8 protein-coding genes and 1 tRNA gene are annotated in these 14,346 nt (G+C 55.2%); 4 read left to right on the top strand and 5 right to left on the bottom strand.

The genetic code is table 11. From position 1 onward, the window contains the following. Window positions 1–107: 107 nt before the first annotated feature. Window positions 108–833: a ribonuclease III gene (gene rnc / locus FEM03_RS01090; RefSeq protein WP_138084324.1), complete on the bottom strand. Its 726-nt coding sequence runs from the start codon at window positions 831–833 to the stop codon at window positions 108–110. A 37-nt stretch (window positions 834–870) separates the two neighbouring features. Beyond that, window positions 871–945 (bottom strand) — tRNA-His (locus tag FEM03_RS01085). A 113-nt stretch (window positions 946–1,058) separates the two neighbouring features. On the opposite strand from FEM03_RS01085, the gene FEM03_RS01080 reads away from it, so the two are divergent. After that, window positions 1,059–2,006, top strand: a complete 948-nt coding sequence (locus tag FEM03_RS01080) for a GDP-L-fucose synthase family protein (RefSeq protein WP_138084323.1) — start codon at window positions 1,059–1,061, stop codon at window positions 2,004–2,006. A 139-nt stretch (window positions 2,007–2,145) separates the two neighbouring features. Further along, complete coding sequence (locus FEM03_RS01075; protein ID WP_138084322.1) at window positions 2,146–2,946, top strand: hypothetical protein; 801 nt, start codon at window positions 2,146–2,148, stop codon at window positions 2,944–2,946. A gap of 38 nt (window positions 2,947–2,984) precedes the next feature. Here the strand turns inward: FEM03_RS01075 and mnmG are convergent, their stop codons facing one another. Continuing rightward, a complete protein-coding gene (gene mnmG / locus FEM03_RS01070) occupies window positions 2,985–4,898 on the bottom strand; it encodes a tRNA uridine-5-carboxymethylaminomethyl(34) synthesis enzyme MnmG (RefSeq protein ID WP_138084321.1) in 1,914 nt (637 codons plus the stop codon). A 164-nt stretch (window positions 4,899–5,062) separates the two neighbouring features. Between mnmG and FEM03_RS01065 the strand changes: the two genes are divergently transcribed. Together FEM03_RS01065 and FEM03_RS01060 are read left to right on the top strand one after the other, a co-directional pair. Beyond that, window positions 5,063–6,139, top strand: coding sequence for a thiamine pyrophosphate-dependent dehydrogenase E1 component subunit alpha (locus FEM03_RS01065; RefSeq protein WP_138084320.1), 1,077 nt, complete (start codon window positions 5,063–5,065; stop codon window positions 6,137–6,139). A 35-nt stretch (window positions 6,140–6,174) separates the two neighbouring features. Beyond that, entirely contained in the window at window positions 6,175–7,167 is a 993-nt protein-coding gene (locus tag FEM03_RS01060) for an alpha-ketoacid dehydrogenase subunit beta (RefSeq protein ID WP_138084319.1), read from the top strand. Window positions 7,168–7,529: 362 nt separating this feature from the next. On the opposite strand, the gene FEM03_RS01055 is transcribed toward FEM03_RS01060, so the two are convergent. Together FEM03_RS01055 and FEM03_RS01050 are read right to left on the bottom strand one after the other, a co-directional pair. Next, complete coding sequence (locus FEM03_RS01055) at window positions 7,530–8,057, bottom strand: Pycsar system effector family protein (protein WP_138084318.1); 528 nt, start codon at window positions 8,055–8,057, stop codon at window positions 7,530–7,532. Between the two features lie 9 nt (window positions 8,058–8,066). Further along, window positions 8,067–14,303 (bottom strand): alpha-2-macroglobulin family protein, encoded by a 6,237-nt coding sequence (locus tag FEM03_RS01050; RefSeq protein ID WP_138084317.1) that lies wholly within the window; start codon window positions 14,301–14,303, stop codon window positions 8,067–8,069. Window positions 14,304–14,346: the final 43 nt, after the last annotated feature.

Raw genomic sequence — 14,346 nt, 5'->3', positions numbered from 1 at the left:
CAATGATGCGAACAATGTCAGAGTTGATACCAAGGTTATGCGCGGAGATGTTCACAGGGTTTTGAGGCCGCGTGAGTGGATCATTCCGCACCTTTTAGCTTTCGTTGTCATTTTGAAGTCAACGGGACCGTCGGTAGCAGCTTGTTTTTGAGGGCGACCACCAGCGTGGAGTTCATGGCTTCGAGAGCCGCAGCCGTCTGAGCCTCCTTCTTGCTCTTGCCGGCACCCTGACCGAGTTCGACGCCGTTCCAGCTGACCTTGGCGTTGAAGTTCTTCAAGTGATCAGGTCCTTCACTGCTGATGATCTCATACACCGGAGGCTTGCCACTGTGGTCCTGAAGGATTTCTTGGAGCTGTCCCTTTGGATTGTGCTCCACGGGTGCAGCGGCCACCGACGCAAGTTCAGACTCCCATAGCTTTTCGATAAATGCCGTTGCCGCTTGGTAGCCTCCGTCGACAAACACCGCTCCGATGATGGCCTCCATGGCATCCGCAAGAATGTTGTCGCGTTCCCTTCCGCCGTTGGCTTCCTCGCCCCGGCTCATCTGGATGCTCGGTCCCAGTTTCAAGGTGCGGGCGACGCGCGCCAAGGCACCGGTTTGCACCAAACGCGTGCGCAACTTGGTCAACAGCCCCTCGTCTTCACCGGGATAGAGTTGATAAAGCTTTGCCGAAAGGACGAGCTGCAGCACCGCATCGCCAAGGAACTCCTGCCGTTGGTTGTCCGCAATTCGTTTGCGTAAATCAAAGCCGGCACTCGAGTGGGTCAAGGCCTGACGTAACAAAGCTGGGTCGGCGAATCGGTGTGGTAATCGCGCCTCCAGAGAATGCATTGCGTAAGTTGAGAAGTGGCTCAAGAAAGCAACGCGCTGGGGTGATCGACGGGATTCGAACCCGCAACAACCAGAATCACAATCTGGGGCTCTACCGTTGAACTACGACCACCATTTCGCGCAGCGAGTGACGATGCTACTTCACTAGCAGTGATTAGGCAAATGGAAAGTGTAAGTCACCGTGCAAACACTTGCAGTCAATGAGGCCATGCGCCAAAGAGAAGGATGTCTTCTCCTGCGACCATTTTCATCGCCGGCCATCGCGGGATGGTTGGGAATGCGCTGCTTCGTGCGCTTTCGCAACACAGTGACATGCAGCTGCTAACGGCTACTCGAAATGAATGCGATCTTCAGCGCCAGGATCAGGTGGAAGCATTTTTTGACAAGCATCGCCCTGATCACGTCATCATCGCTGCTGCGAAAGTTGGAGGCATTCATGCCAATGCCACCTATCCCGCCGAGTTCGGATATGAAAACCTCATGATTGCCGCCAACTGCATTCACGCAGCCTGGCGAACTGGGGTGCAGCGTTTGTTGTTTCTCGGCAGCTCGTGCATTTATCCGCGGGAGGCCCCACAGCCCATTCCTGAAGAAGCATTGTTGACCAGTCCGCTAGAGGTGACCAATGAAGCTTATGCGATTGCAAAGATCGCAGGTCTCAAACTTTGCCAATACTACCGCCAGCAATATGGAGTGCTCTTTCATTCCGCCATGCCTTCCAACCTGTATGGGCCGGGCGACAATTATCATCGCGAAAACTCCCACGTCATCCCCGCGCTGCTTCGCCGCTTTCACGAGGCGAAACATGCGGGTGATTCCGAAGTGGTGGTTTGGGGCAGCGGTCGTCCGCTGCGCGAATTTCTTCATGTCGACGACCTTGCTGAAGCCTGTCTTCATCTTCTGACGGTTCCCGATCCACCGGACTGGGTGAACGTCGGCACCGGGCAGGAAATCAGCATTGCCGAACTCGCCCATCTGGTGAAAGAAGTGGTCGGGTTCGAAGGAGACATCGTTCAGGACATCACCAAACCGGACGGCACATTGCGTAAGCTTTTAAGTGTCAATCGTTTAAGTGCGTTGGGATGGACCGCCAAACGGGAGTTGAAGGATGGTTTGCGGGAGGCTTACGCGTCCTTCCTGGAACACCTTGAACAAGGGGACGCAAGACTGTAGATTGTTGGACTGACTGACGGTTCATTTGAATACTTGGAGGCATCGGCCCGTCAAAAGGTCGAGGCAACCGTCGTTGCATCCTCAATCGATTAGTTGGAGAACTCATCTCCCGTTCAAACCCATTCCATCCCGCTGCGTTATGAAACTCTCCGCCTTTTCTCTTTCAAACGCCCGATTCCGTGTATGGATGGCTTCTTCACTTTTAGTGACGACAACATTGGTGGTGGGCAGCAGCACTGCATACTCAAGTCCGCCATCTCCCCGGGAAGTGGCCAATCGAGTTCACAAACGAATCAGCGGAATTTTCTTTAAAGCGGCGCGTGTGCTTGAAGGGGCGCCCAAGGATGAAGAGGCTGAACGTCGGCGCGTCCGACGTCTGCCCGACAAGAGCTCCGGCATCCGGAATCCTGAACCGTATCGTGACTATCCTGAAGATTCTGGTCCAAGGTCGCGCCGTGCACCAATAGACACCGATCCAAGAGATCGTTATGAAGACGATATGGAACCGGGTTTGGATCGGCGGGATCGGGATGGCTATGACGACAATCGTCGCCGTGATACGACAGAATATTACACCCCCGACCTCCCTTCGCCAGAACAGGCTGCCCCAGGGCCCAAGCTCAATTTGGAGAAACGTTCAACGAATCGCGATCGTGACGCAGTGGAGTCTTCACCTTCGATTCAAAAACCAACTGAAAGAAGGATCGACAAGGTGGAACCAAAAAGCTCGAACTCCAACTCTGGCCCTGCATTGGGATCAGGTGCTGGCACCACGGTAGAGCCAAAAGCGGCGTATGCGACTCCCGTTCCTGGACGCAGCGGTTTTGTTTATCCTCCCGGAGCCAAACAGGAATCCGCAAACATGCTGGACGTGCGCGGTCTGACTCCAGGTCAGAAAGCGCGTGATCCGAGAACGGGTGATGTGTTTCTCGTCCCCTGAACGGTTGTGCGGCAAGACTGGATTGGGTAGCTCGTGTGCTATTCAACAGGAGCTGCAGACGCTGGTTCATTGGCGCGGGCGCTTCCGCGTTTTACCGCGATGCTAACCACCGCAAGATCGGAAGGCGTCACCCCTTGAATGCGCGATGCTTGAGCGAAGGTCGCCGGGCGAATGGAGGCGAGCTTGAGACGCGCTTCCTTTTTGAGTCCCAGTAGACCGGCATAGTCGACCCATTCAGGAATGGCTTCGTGCTCCATCCGCGCTGCACGATTGACCTGATCTTCCTGCCGGGTGATGTAGCCGGCATATTTGATGTCATTCTGAGCGATGGCCCACAATTCATCATCGTGTTCGCGCAACAGATCTTCAGGCAAAGCAGCCCACACGTTTTCCGGTCGCTTGAGCCAGGTCGACACCTTCATGCTTTGATGGCTGGTCTGATCCAGTTCACCCCTCAATTTTTTCAGATTGGCGATCTTGTTCCGGGTGTGGTCGAGTCGAAAATCATCGACCAAACCAGAGGCCGCCGCTTTTTCAGTGAGTCTTAAATCGGCATTGTCCTGTCGCAGCAACAACCGGTATTCCGCCCTGCTGGTGAAGAGCCGGTAAGGTTCCGTGACGCCCTTGGTTACCAAGTCATCCACCAGCACTCCGAGGTAGGCATCGCTACGTTGCAAAACAAAGGGTGGTTTGCCCAATGCTTTGAGGGCGGCGTTAGCTCCCGCCAGCAATCCTTGGCCAGCGGCTTCCTCGTAACCTGAGGTGCCATTGATCTGACCGGCGAAATACAATCCTTCCACCCGTTTGGTTTCAAGGGTGTTTTGTAGTTGAGTAGGCGGGCAATAATCGTATTCAACCGCATACCCAGGGCGGACAATTTCAGCGCGCTCCAATCCTGCGATGCTGCGGATAAATTCCAGCTGAACCTCATGTGGCAGACTGGTCGAGACTCCGTTCACATAGAATTCGTTGGTCTGTTTTCCTTCGGGTTCGAGGAAGATCTGATGGCGTGTTTTGTCGGCAAAACGCACCACTTTGTCTTCGATGCTGGGGCAGTAGCGGGGTCCAATGCCCTCAATGATCCCACAATACATCGGTGATTTATCAAGATTGGCGCGGATGATGTCGTGGGTCTGAGGATTGGTGTAGGTCACCCAGCAGGGTAAATGTTCCACGTGGAACATTTTCTTCCCCCATCGATTCAGCGTAAACAGCCCTTCCTCATCGGGAAGCACACCGCTTAGGTAGCTAAAGCGAGGGGGTGGATCGTCTGCCTGCTGCTCCTCGCAATGGGAGAAGTCAATGCTGCGGCCATTGATGCGGCACGGGGTGCCGGTTTTGAAGCGCTCGACATCGAACCCAAGATCCCGAAGAGAATCACTCAGAGTGGAGATGGTGTCCCCCATCCTTCCCCCTGACTGATTTTGTAGACCTACATGGAGCAGACCCCGCATGAACGTGCCGGAACAAATCACCACCGACTTGGCGAGATAGATGACCCCCAGGGATGTGCGGATGCCTTTGATCTTGTCACCTTCCACCAGGATCTCAGCGGCATTTCCTTGCTGAAGGTCGAGGTTGGGCTGATTCTCCACCACCCACTTCATGCGGAACTGGTAGGCCTTCTTGTCGCATTGCGCACGAGGGGCCTGAACGCTGGGTCCCTTGTTGGCATTCAACATGCGGAATTGGATGCCTGTAGCATCGGTATTGAGAGCCATCGCTCCTCCAAGTGCATCGATCTCTCTAACCACATGACCCTTGGCGAGACCCCCGATGGCCGGGTTGCAGGACATCTGGGTGATGGTGTCCAAATTTTGGGTGAGCATCACAGTTTGGCAACCCAAGCGAGCCGCCGCTAAAGCAGCTTCCACTCCGGCATGCCCAGCACCACACACGATAACGTCGTAGATTTTAGGATAGGTAAACAGAGAGCTCTTGGGGTCTGACATGGTGAGAACGCATACCTTACCACGCTTGAAACGATCCGCAAAATGTTCCACGTGGAACACTTCTGGCTGTATGGAAGGGTTCTTTGGCTCTGCTTTAACCGAAGTTCAATCCCCTCTTGCCTTCCCTGCCTCCCCGCCTACAGTCACCATCTGATTTTCTCACCATGGCTGCCGTCCAAAAATCCATCAAACACAAAGACGCCCCCATCAATAAGGCGCTGAGCAAAGACGAAAAGATCGCGATATTCCGCGACATGAGTCGTATCCGCCGTTTTGAACAAATTGCGCTGAAACATTACAATGGTGAGAAGATGGGCGGCTTCCTCCACCTTTACATCGGCCAGGAATCGGTCGCCGTCGGATGCGCTTCTTTGATGGGAGAAAACGACCACATGATCACCGCCTATCGCGATCATGGTCATGCTCTTGCCGTTGGCATGGGCATGAACGAGGGCATGGCGGAGTTGTTCGGCAAAAAGACCGGCTGCTCCAAAGGCAAGGGTGGATCGATGCACTACTTCGCCCCTTCCAAAAACTACTGGGGTGGCCACGGGATTGTTGCAGGTCAGACTCCCCTCGGCACCGGCATTGCTTTCGGACTAAAATACAAAGAGCTTAAGGGCTGTTGCATGACTTTCATGGGCGACGGTGCCGTCAACCAAGGTGCATTCCATGAAAGCCTTAACTTGGCTGCTTTGATGGAATTGCCGGTGATCTACATCATCGAGAACAACGGCTACTCCATGGGCACGAGTCAAAAACGGTCCAGCGCCTATCCAAGCTGCCTTGCCGAACGTGCCGAAGGTTACGGCATGGCTTGGGAACTGCTCAATGGCGAAGATGTTTACGAAGTTCGCTCACGCGTTCAGGTTGCCATCGAACGCGCACACAATGAGAAAAAGCCCACGCTTCTCGAAATTTCCACCTACCGTTATTACGGGCATTCGGTCGCTGATTCCAAACACAAGGACGGCTACCGCACCAAGGAAGAAATCGAGCGTTACCAGCGCGACCACGATCCGATCAACATCTGGCGCAATCATCTGGTCTCCGAAGGGGTTTTCACCGAAGAAGAAGCCAAGGTTATCGACCAGGCTGCCTACAAGGAAGCTGAAGACTCGGCCGTGTTCGCCGATCAAAGTGAATACCCCGATCCCTCAGAAATGTTTGACGACGTGTATTGGGAAGTCGACAACCAGACCGAAGCCGGCGCAACAGGTCGCCATTTCTTCAACGATTAATTTTCTCCCCTTCCCCACCTTTTTCTCTCTTTTCCATGCGCCAGATCACCTACCGTCAAGCTCTCCGCGAAGCCATTGATGAAGAAATTGCCCGCGACCCGATGGTCGTTCTGATGGGCGAAGAAGTTGCCCAATACAACGGAGCTTACAAAGTTTCCGAAGGTCTCTGGGACAAATGGGGCGACAAACGCATCATTGATACCCCCATTAGTGAAGCCGGATTTATCGGCATGGGTGTCGGCGCTTCGATGCTCGGACTCCGCCCCGTCATGGAGTTGATGTTCTGGAGCTTTTATACCGTCGCCTGGGATCAGATCATCAACAACGCGGGCATGGTTCGTTACATGTCCGGTGGGTTGATCAATTGCCCCATCGTGATTCGCGGACCAGCGAACGGCGGCACCAATGTCGGTGCCACCCACTCCCACACTCCCGAAAACATCATGGCCAGTTTCCCCGGCATGAAGTGTGTGGTTCCTGCCACCGCCTACGATGCCAAAGGTCTGATGAAGGCAGCCATTCGTGACAATGATCCGGTGATGTTCATGGAGAACACCCTTCTCTACGGCGAAAAATGGGATGTGCCTGACAATAGCGAACTCCCCGATGGCGAGTTGTTCATTCCCCTCGGCGTTGCGGACGTCAAACGCGAAGGGACCGATGTTACTTTGGTCTGCCATGGTCGTGCGGTTCATACCTGTCTGAAAGCCGCTGAGATTCTTGAAGAAGAACACGGGATCAGCGCTGAAGTGGTCGACCTTCGATCCATTCGTCCGTTGGATGAAGAAACCGTTTACGAGTCGGTGCGCAAAACCCATCGCGTCGTCTGCGTCGATGAAAACAAACCTTTCCTCTCCGTCGGTGCCCAGTTGACCGCAATGATCCAGTTGCATTGCTTTGATGACCTTGATGCACCCGTGCAACGCGTCAATGCCATCGATACCCCCGCGTTTTACAGTCCTCCGATTGAGAAAGTGCAACTCCCCTACCCTGACGTGGTCGTGGCGAAAGTGTTGGAGATTTGCTGAACTGAAATTCGCTTAACTGGTTGATAGTGAACGGTTTAGCGATTGTTCGTGCATCATGAACTCTCGTCCCAACGGGACGGCTTATAGCAGGCCGGCACAGGGTGCCGGGTTCTCGATCAGCAGGTAATTGCGTCCTGAAAGGACGCTTCATGCAGCAGAATGTGGTTATATTGAGTGCATGAGCCGTCCCTTCAGGACGATTCCATTTGTTTACACCATACCCGGCACCTCGTGCCGGGCTGTTATGAATAGTCCCGTTGGGACAAATAATGAGCCTCGGAATTTCAGGGCAGCATCGTCTTCTCAAGTAAGTTGAATGGGCACTGTCCTCCTTTGGTGGCTTGGCCTAGTGCCAACAGTTGTTACCACAATCCCCACACCGCAACCACCAGCGTGATGACCAGTGTCACTACAAAACAACGGTAGCCCCACGAGAGATAGAAAAACTTTTTATGGCGCAAAACCATACCCATCTGGTGCATGTCGCGACTCATCGCCTCAAAGACGGTCCGGTCCTCTTCAATGATCTTGGCCATCACTTTCAAATACTCCTCCTCGCCCATGTCAGTGAAGTGACCAAAGAACAGCGGATTGAAACTCAAGGACTGTGACTTCGATTTGGAGCGCGAAGACCTTGGCATCAGTGCCAGTGCGGCAAAGATGGCTGAGAGCAGTGCCCCCAAGGCGAGGCACATCAGCGCCACGCTGGTTTCGGACTTACCAAGAATCAAGGTCAGCGTCACCACTGAGGCACCCATGAGAAAGCTCGATTTCTGATCGGCCATGGAGCTCAGCATGATGTGATGCTGTTGCGCACTGCGCAGCATGTTGATGACACTTACGGGGGATGCGGTCGGGATTGGGCCAGGTAATTCAATAGGTGGAGTCATGATGATGAGCTACTTTTTCTGATCCGCGATGCTAACCTTTCTCTCCTCAGAGTTACCCTTCAACTCGGGCGCATACATGCCACTGATCACACTGGGAAGGGCACTGAACCTACCAGGAATTTCGGCGCGCAAACGGTAAGTCATGCTATGTCGACCACGAGGCAAGTTCTCGATGTAATAACTCACTTTCTCGTCACGGAATTCGCGATAGGCGTTCAGTCCCTGATCCCAAACATAACCACTCTGTAAGTCAACGGCTTCGCAACCAGCAGGTTTGAAGTCTTCAAGCATCAGATATTCGTAGTCGTTTTTGCTCTCCGCAATGAGTTCCACTTCAATTAGATCACCACTGGTCACACTCGCGTTTTCCGGCAAAGCTTCGCGACGGTAACGTTGCCCTTTTTGATTTAACGCCTGGCCATGGGCACCGGCCACGAGGTCTTTGGTGTCTTCGGGAACTAGCTTATACAACAGGCGCTCAACCTTCACTTCGAGGCCGGCAGCGCGCAGGTGATCTTCTAGAGTAAAGCAGGTGAGATAGACATTGGCATACAAAGCACCTTTTCCTTTTCGACGAATTTCCAACTGATGATCGCCGGTGGGAAGTTCGTCGCCAGTGAGCACCAGAGAATGATCATAAGTAAACAGGTTGTCTTTGTTGATGGGAACCTCTTTCAACATCTTGCCATCCATCCAAAGCTCCACCAACATGTCTGCGGCGGTTTCGCCGGAGGCTTTGATGTAAGCAGCGAGAGCGCTGATGGCGGCGGCAGTGTCGCGGGTGCTGCGCCAGTAAGTGCCGTGTTTACGATTGTTAAGCAGATATTTGACTAATTGTGGAGAAACTGCGTCTTTGGCATCGCGGGCAATGCGCAGCTGAAGATAGGCGGCAAGGGTTTCAATTTCGTCATCGTGCCAAGACCACCAGCGATGGTCGTTGCCAAAATCCAGCCAGGCGGTCTGGTTCTCTTCATCGAGTTTTTGAAATTGCTCGAGGTTGCGAATGATCATGTCGCGACGTTCGATCTCGTTGAGGGCATGGCAGGCGAGTCCGACGACGGCCTGCATCGATTTGGAGAGCTTGAGCCGGTCTTCGTAAAGGCGGCTGCGCATGGTGGAGTCGCCCAATCCGCCGGAGACCAGCACGCCATGGGTCAGGGCATCCTGATGGTCGGGCCACGCTTTGTGTTGCTGATGTTCTTTGGGCAGTATCAATCGGCGCAGCGCTTCCTTTTCATGACGCTCCAGCCATTGAAGACCGCTGGCGAGCATATCGGCGGGAACGTCAGCTCCAGCGGTTTTGGCTTGGATCAGACCCTGCACCACTTGGGCAGTGAGATGGACACTGCCCTCTCTGGCACCCGGCCACCAACCCCATCCGCCGTCACCGGCTTGCATGGACTGTAGGCGTTCGATGCCAGCGGCGGTCATCTTTTTCATTTCTTCGGGATCGAAGACAGGTCCTTGATCTTTCCAGCGCTGCCATTGTTCCGCACGGCGTTTTGGATCGCCGAGTTCTTGGGCATTGAAGTTGGCGCGTTTGTCGCGAATGGCTTTCAAATCGAGTCCGAGATCGTTCAACACACGTTGGGTGATGACGGTGGGAACAAAGCGGTTCAAGGTTTGTTCAGTGCAACCATGTGGGTAGCTGATCAGGAATGGCAGCGCATCCACCATCGCGGCGGCAAGGCTGGGACTGTAGCGAACTTCGAGTCGTGTTTGTGCGGGGCGGCGTTTTTCGGGAACGTTGAAGGTGACTTTTCCATCGGCTTGATCGGGCCGGATGGCGAGGCTCCAGGCATCCTGACGTTCCATGCCGTGAACGAAGACGGGAAACGTTTTTTCCACGGCGTCACTTTCCTTCTGGGCGAGTGCTTTGATACGAATGGTGGCCTCCCCTTCCGCGAGCACTTTCACCCGCCAGTCGAAACGATGTTCCCCACCTGAGGGAACTTCAAAACGTTGTTCGACGGACGTGTCGTCCATGGGGGCGAGGTTCTTTCCGTCGAGTTCAAGAACGGCGCGCACGTTTTGAGTATCCTTGTGATCGTTGTGCACGATGCCGGAGAGAACGACTTCATCTCTTTCGACAAAAAAGCGCGGGGCTTGTAGGCGAACCAAGAGGTCTTTGCGGGAGATGATTTCCACCTGTGCCTCGCCGACTTCACTATTGGGTCCGAGTGCCCAGGCGCGGAGTTTCCAAGTGGTGAGGTCATCCGGAAAGTCGAGCGGAAGACTGGCGACCCCATTGGCATCGGTCTTGGCCGTGGCATTCCAGGTGAGAAGATCCGCAAACTCCTGGCGGATCATTGGCGCGGCTTCGGCCAGGGCAGAACCTGAACCTTCCTGTGGTGCAGCGGCGAATAAGTCGGCCGCCTGGGCCTTTGCCATTGGCGCGGGCGCGACTGCGGACATGGGTGCGGCGCTGATGGCGAGCATGCCACCACTGGCACTCTCCATTACGATCCCGTCGCCCCTGCTTCTGCTGATCATGCCATTCCCAATGGAGACATCTTGTCGACCGAACACGCCGATGGGCTGCCATTGGAAACCTTCGTTGGGCAGATGCGGCCGCACGGTGTCCAGCGAGCTGAAATCGGTGGGATGGTGGCTGCGTTTCCAACCCCAGAAGAAATCGCGCACCGCCGGTATGTTTGAGCCGCCGGAGATATACTCGAGAGCTTTGTCATAGCCGGTGAGCAACACACGTCCCTGGATCGGTTCACCAGCGGCGTTGGTGATGCGCACTTGCACGGTTCCATTTGCCTGTGGTTGATAAGTTTCCTGGGAAGGCGTTAGTTTCACTTCCGCGATTCGTTTGGTCGGCGGAACGGGAACTTGCACCACTTGGGTGTGAATCTTGCCGCCATGGACAGTCACCGCTTCAATGAAGAAGTTCGGCTGGTCGTTTGAGCTGACGGGGAGGGTAAACGTGGTGCTTTTTCCGTCGGCGATGGTGAGGGTTTTAGGTTTTGAATAAGCTCCAAAACGTGGCCGTTCAAATACCAGAATGGTGCCGCCGACCTGGTTGGTATTGATGGTAAATGAGGCGTCTTCACCGGGTTGGTATTCGCTTTTTTCAGCGATTACTTCGAGATCGGGAAAGCGGAAGTCTTTGCCTTCAAATTCGGGACCGCGCACGGAAGTGTGGGCGCTTCCTTCGACTTGGTGACCTGCCTGATCCTCGAAATCCACCGCGAGACGATACTGGCCGGCCACAGGAAATTGGAGAGTTTGGGTGCTGGCTTGATCGCCGTCCGATTGGAGTTCAAAACGGGCGACTTCTTTCTCGGCGGGTTCCTGATTTTCCTTGTAAGTGATGGACAAGACCCGCAACACGGCTTTGCCTTTGACAGCGTTGCCATCGGGGGTTCGGGCGGTGATGGAGACTTTGGCTTCGGCTCCGGCGGAGTAGAATCCGCGGTCGGTCCACACGTAAACTTGATAGGGCTGGCGGGGCGCGATGACGGATCCGCTGCCGACGATCATGCGCCGCGATGAGTCGACCACTTCAGCGGTGATTTGATAACGATGATCCTGATCGCCGTGAAGTTCCTTTGCGAGGGCGGTGTCGATGGGAATTTTGACCTTGCCATCGGGACCGATGGGAACCGTGGCTTCGGCGACGACTTCAGGAGGATCGGTATGACGAGGCCACCAGGACGGCCAGTAGGCAATACAACTGCGGTGTCCCGGAAGCCATGGATAATCGGAGTTGCGCCACCAGTAGCCGGGTCCATACAGCCAGTCCCAGGGACGAACGGGAAACCAGGTGGAGTCGTGACGGGTGCGTTCGATTTTGTAATGAACCTGCGCCTCGGTGACCGCGCCGCCGAAGTAATATTTAGCTTCAATGGTCGCCTCAAAAGATTCGCCAAGAAGCACGGGTTGTTCGGGGGTTTTGACGATCACTTCGAACTCGGGCTTTTTGTATTCCTCGACCCGGAAGGAGAGGTTGCCCTGGGTGATCATGTTATCCACGCGAAGGTTGATTTGATAAGCACCAAGCGCCGCATTTTCCGCGAGCATCCATGAGAGGTCGGCGGTTCCCTGTTCATCGAGAATGCCATCTTTAGAAAAGAGCTTTTCGCCGCGTGGATTGAAAACTTCGGCGGTGAATTTGCGTTCGGCGAATTCGTTGCCGTTTTTGTTTTCTTCGTAAGTGGCACGGCGGGCCCAGACGCTGAGATGGACTTTTTGATCAGGCCGGTAAACGGGCCGGTCGGTGGTGAGGAAGACCTTCTGCTGCTGGTAATTGTCGTATTCAGTGGTTTGATGCTGATGATAATAGTGATGGAGACCGAGGACGCTTTGGCGACCATCGGGTGACTTCACCTGAAGCAGCCATTGGTAAGGTTTTGCATCTTCGGTGCTGAGTGTGAAGGCGCCTTGTTCGTTTGATTGAAGCTGCTGTTCGGAGATCAGCCAAAGACGTTGCGGACGGTTGTTGTTGTCGCCGTATTCCTGGCGATGACCGATGGCTTGGATCGTGGCGTTGGCGACGGGTTTGCCGGTGTTGGCGTCCAATACAAAACCGAACTGACCGGGCGTGTCATGACGCGGTTTGGTGAGGGTGATGAGGTCGACGAGCTCAAGGATGCAGCGGTGGGTGTTGCCGTCGGGAAAGGTGGCCTCGACCAAAAAAACGCCTGCATCGCGAAGGGGGGTTTCGAGGACGATGCGGCGGTCGGCGTGTTTGGCGGCGGGCTGCAGGGCTTGTTCCCACGTGGCAACGGGTTTGCCAATGTATTGATCGATCTTGCGCTTTTTGATGTCGAGTGTGTTTTGCAGGATGGCTCCGAAGGCTTGGGTGAGCCAGTGCCATTCGTTGCGATCGGCGACTGCTTTGCCTTTGGATCGGGCGCGCAGTTCGTCGCGGGTGGCGTCCAGGAGATTGTCGACGAGAATGGGGCGGGCGGTGAGTTTGACGCTGGAGGCGTTGCGGAAAACGAGGCCAAGCGTGGCGGGTTCACCGGCAGGTTGAGGTTCGCTGGTTTCGAGTTTGCCAAGGTTGCCGAGGAGTTGCTTGAGTCGGACTTCGGCGATGGTTCGGATATTTTTGTCTTTGCCGAATCGGTCGAGAAGCTCCTGCCAGAGGTCGGCGGCGGTGTCGCGCTGGCGACGGTTTTCATAGATTTGGGCGCGGAGTTGAAGGGCAGATTGGGCGTAGGGGGTGTTACCTGAGGAGATTTCTTTGAGGATGGAAAGGTAGCTGAATTCGTCGGGCAGGGTATGGCGTTTGATGCCGGTGGCGAGGCGGGTGATGGTTTCGTTTTCGGCAAGCGAGGGGAGGTCGACAATGCTCTTTTTGGTTTGCGATGCCTGATCGTTCCCCGCTTCCGCGCGTTGGCCGATGAGGTTCCAGACGGATGAGCCTTGCAGCGTGCTGACATCGAACCAGCGGCTGAATTGCTCGGCTAGTCGGTAGCTAACTTGCACGGAGGCGTTGGGCTGGGTGTCGGCAGCGCGTTGCAAGAGGAAGCGCCAGCGTTCCCCATCGTTGGCGGCGGTTTCCCAGGAGGCGGGAACTTTAAAATAGACGATGTTGCCCTGGGCATCGACCGGATAGCCGGTGGAGCCGTCGCCTTGCGGATACCACGGGGCGAATCCCCTGCCCCGACCGCCTTCCACGATTTCGACTTCCGGGAGCTGGGTGAGGTCGGTGAGGGATTGCAGTTGCCAGGCGGCGCGACTGCGGAGCCACAGTTCGGCTTCGGCGATGAGCAACTGGGCGCGTTGATCGGCGCTGGCGTCGGGATCTTGCAGGACAAGTTCGCCGGCCTGGTGCATCCATCGCAGGGACTGGACGCGGTCGCGTTCGAAAGACTGGGCACGTTGGCCGTCCCAGCGGTTGCGGAGGTATTTGCCGTCAACGATGCTTCCCTGGCTGCCGCTGCTTAGGATGAACCATTCGGCGGCGAGTTGGAGCACGCGCCAGTTGGTGGGATGCGCAGCGATGGTGGTGGAGAGGAAATCGTCGATGGAAATGCCGGTCTCGCCGAGGGCGATGGAACCGCGGAAAGCAGTTAGCATAAGGTCGGCAACCAGTTGAGGGTCTTGGACGCGGTCCTTGTCGTGGAGGAAGGGGATGAGCAGGTCGTAGGCTTCTTTGTGGTTGCCTTGTTTGGAGAGTTTGGTGGCTTTTTTGAGGGCGTCTTCGGGCGTGGGATTTTGGGCCGCGAATGCAAGGGAAGAAAGCAGGGCCAGAAGCGTGATGGTCCACATGGAAGGATTCGAAAATTTCATGAGGTGTAGAACGGGTGGGGAACGTTGGCAGTGGGTTATCTTA

Origin of the sequence: Phragmitibacter flavus (assembly GCF_005780165.1) — a bacterium.
Lineage (GTDB): Bacteria > Verrucomicrobiota > Verrucomicrobiia > Verrucomicrobiales > Verrucomicrobiaceae > Phragmitibacter > Phragmitibacter flavus.
This window is presented reverse-complemented; position numbering and strand designations above follow the sequence as displayed.

What these genes read in the sequence shown, in the direction of transcription:
- rnc (WP_138084324.1), bottom strand. Translation starts at nt 833, where the DNA reads ATGCATTCTCTGGAGGCGCGATTACCACACCGATTCGCCGACCCAGCT.
- FEM03_RS01080 (WP_138084323.1), top strand. Translation starts at nt 1,059, where the DNA reads ATGTCTTCTCCTGCGACCATTTTCATCGCCGGCCATCGCGGGATGGTT.
- FEM03_RS01075 (WP_138084322.1), top strand. Translation starts at nt 2,146, where the DNA reads ATGAAACTCTCCGCCTTTTCTCTTTCAAACGCCCGATTCCGTGTATGG.
- mnmG (WP_138084321.1), bottom strand. Translation starts at nt 4,898, where the DNA reads ATGTCAGACCCCAAGAGCTCTCTGTTTACCTATCCTAAAATCTACGAC.
- FEM03_RS01065 (WP_138084320.1), top strand. Translation starts at nt 5,063, where the DNA reads ATGGCTGCCGTCCAAAAATCCATCAAACACAAAGACGCCCCCATCAAT.
- FEM03_RS01060 (WP_138084319.1), top strand. Translation starts at nt 6,175, where the DNA reads ATGCGCCAGATCACCTACCGTCAAGCTCTCCGCGAAGCCATTGATGAA.
- FEM03_RS01055 (WP_138084318.1), bottom strand. Translation starts at nt 8,057, where the DNA reads ATGACTCCACCTATTGAATTACCTGGCCCAATCCCGACCGCATCCCCC.
- FEM03_RS01050 (WP_138084317.1), bottom strand. Translation starts at nt 14,303, where the DNA reads ATGAAATTTTCGAATCCTTCCATGTGGACCATCACGCTTCTGGCCCTG.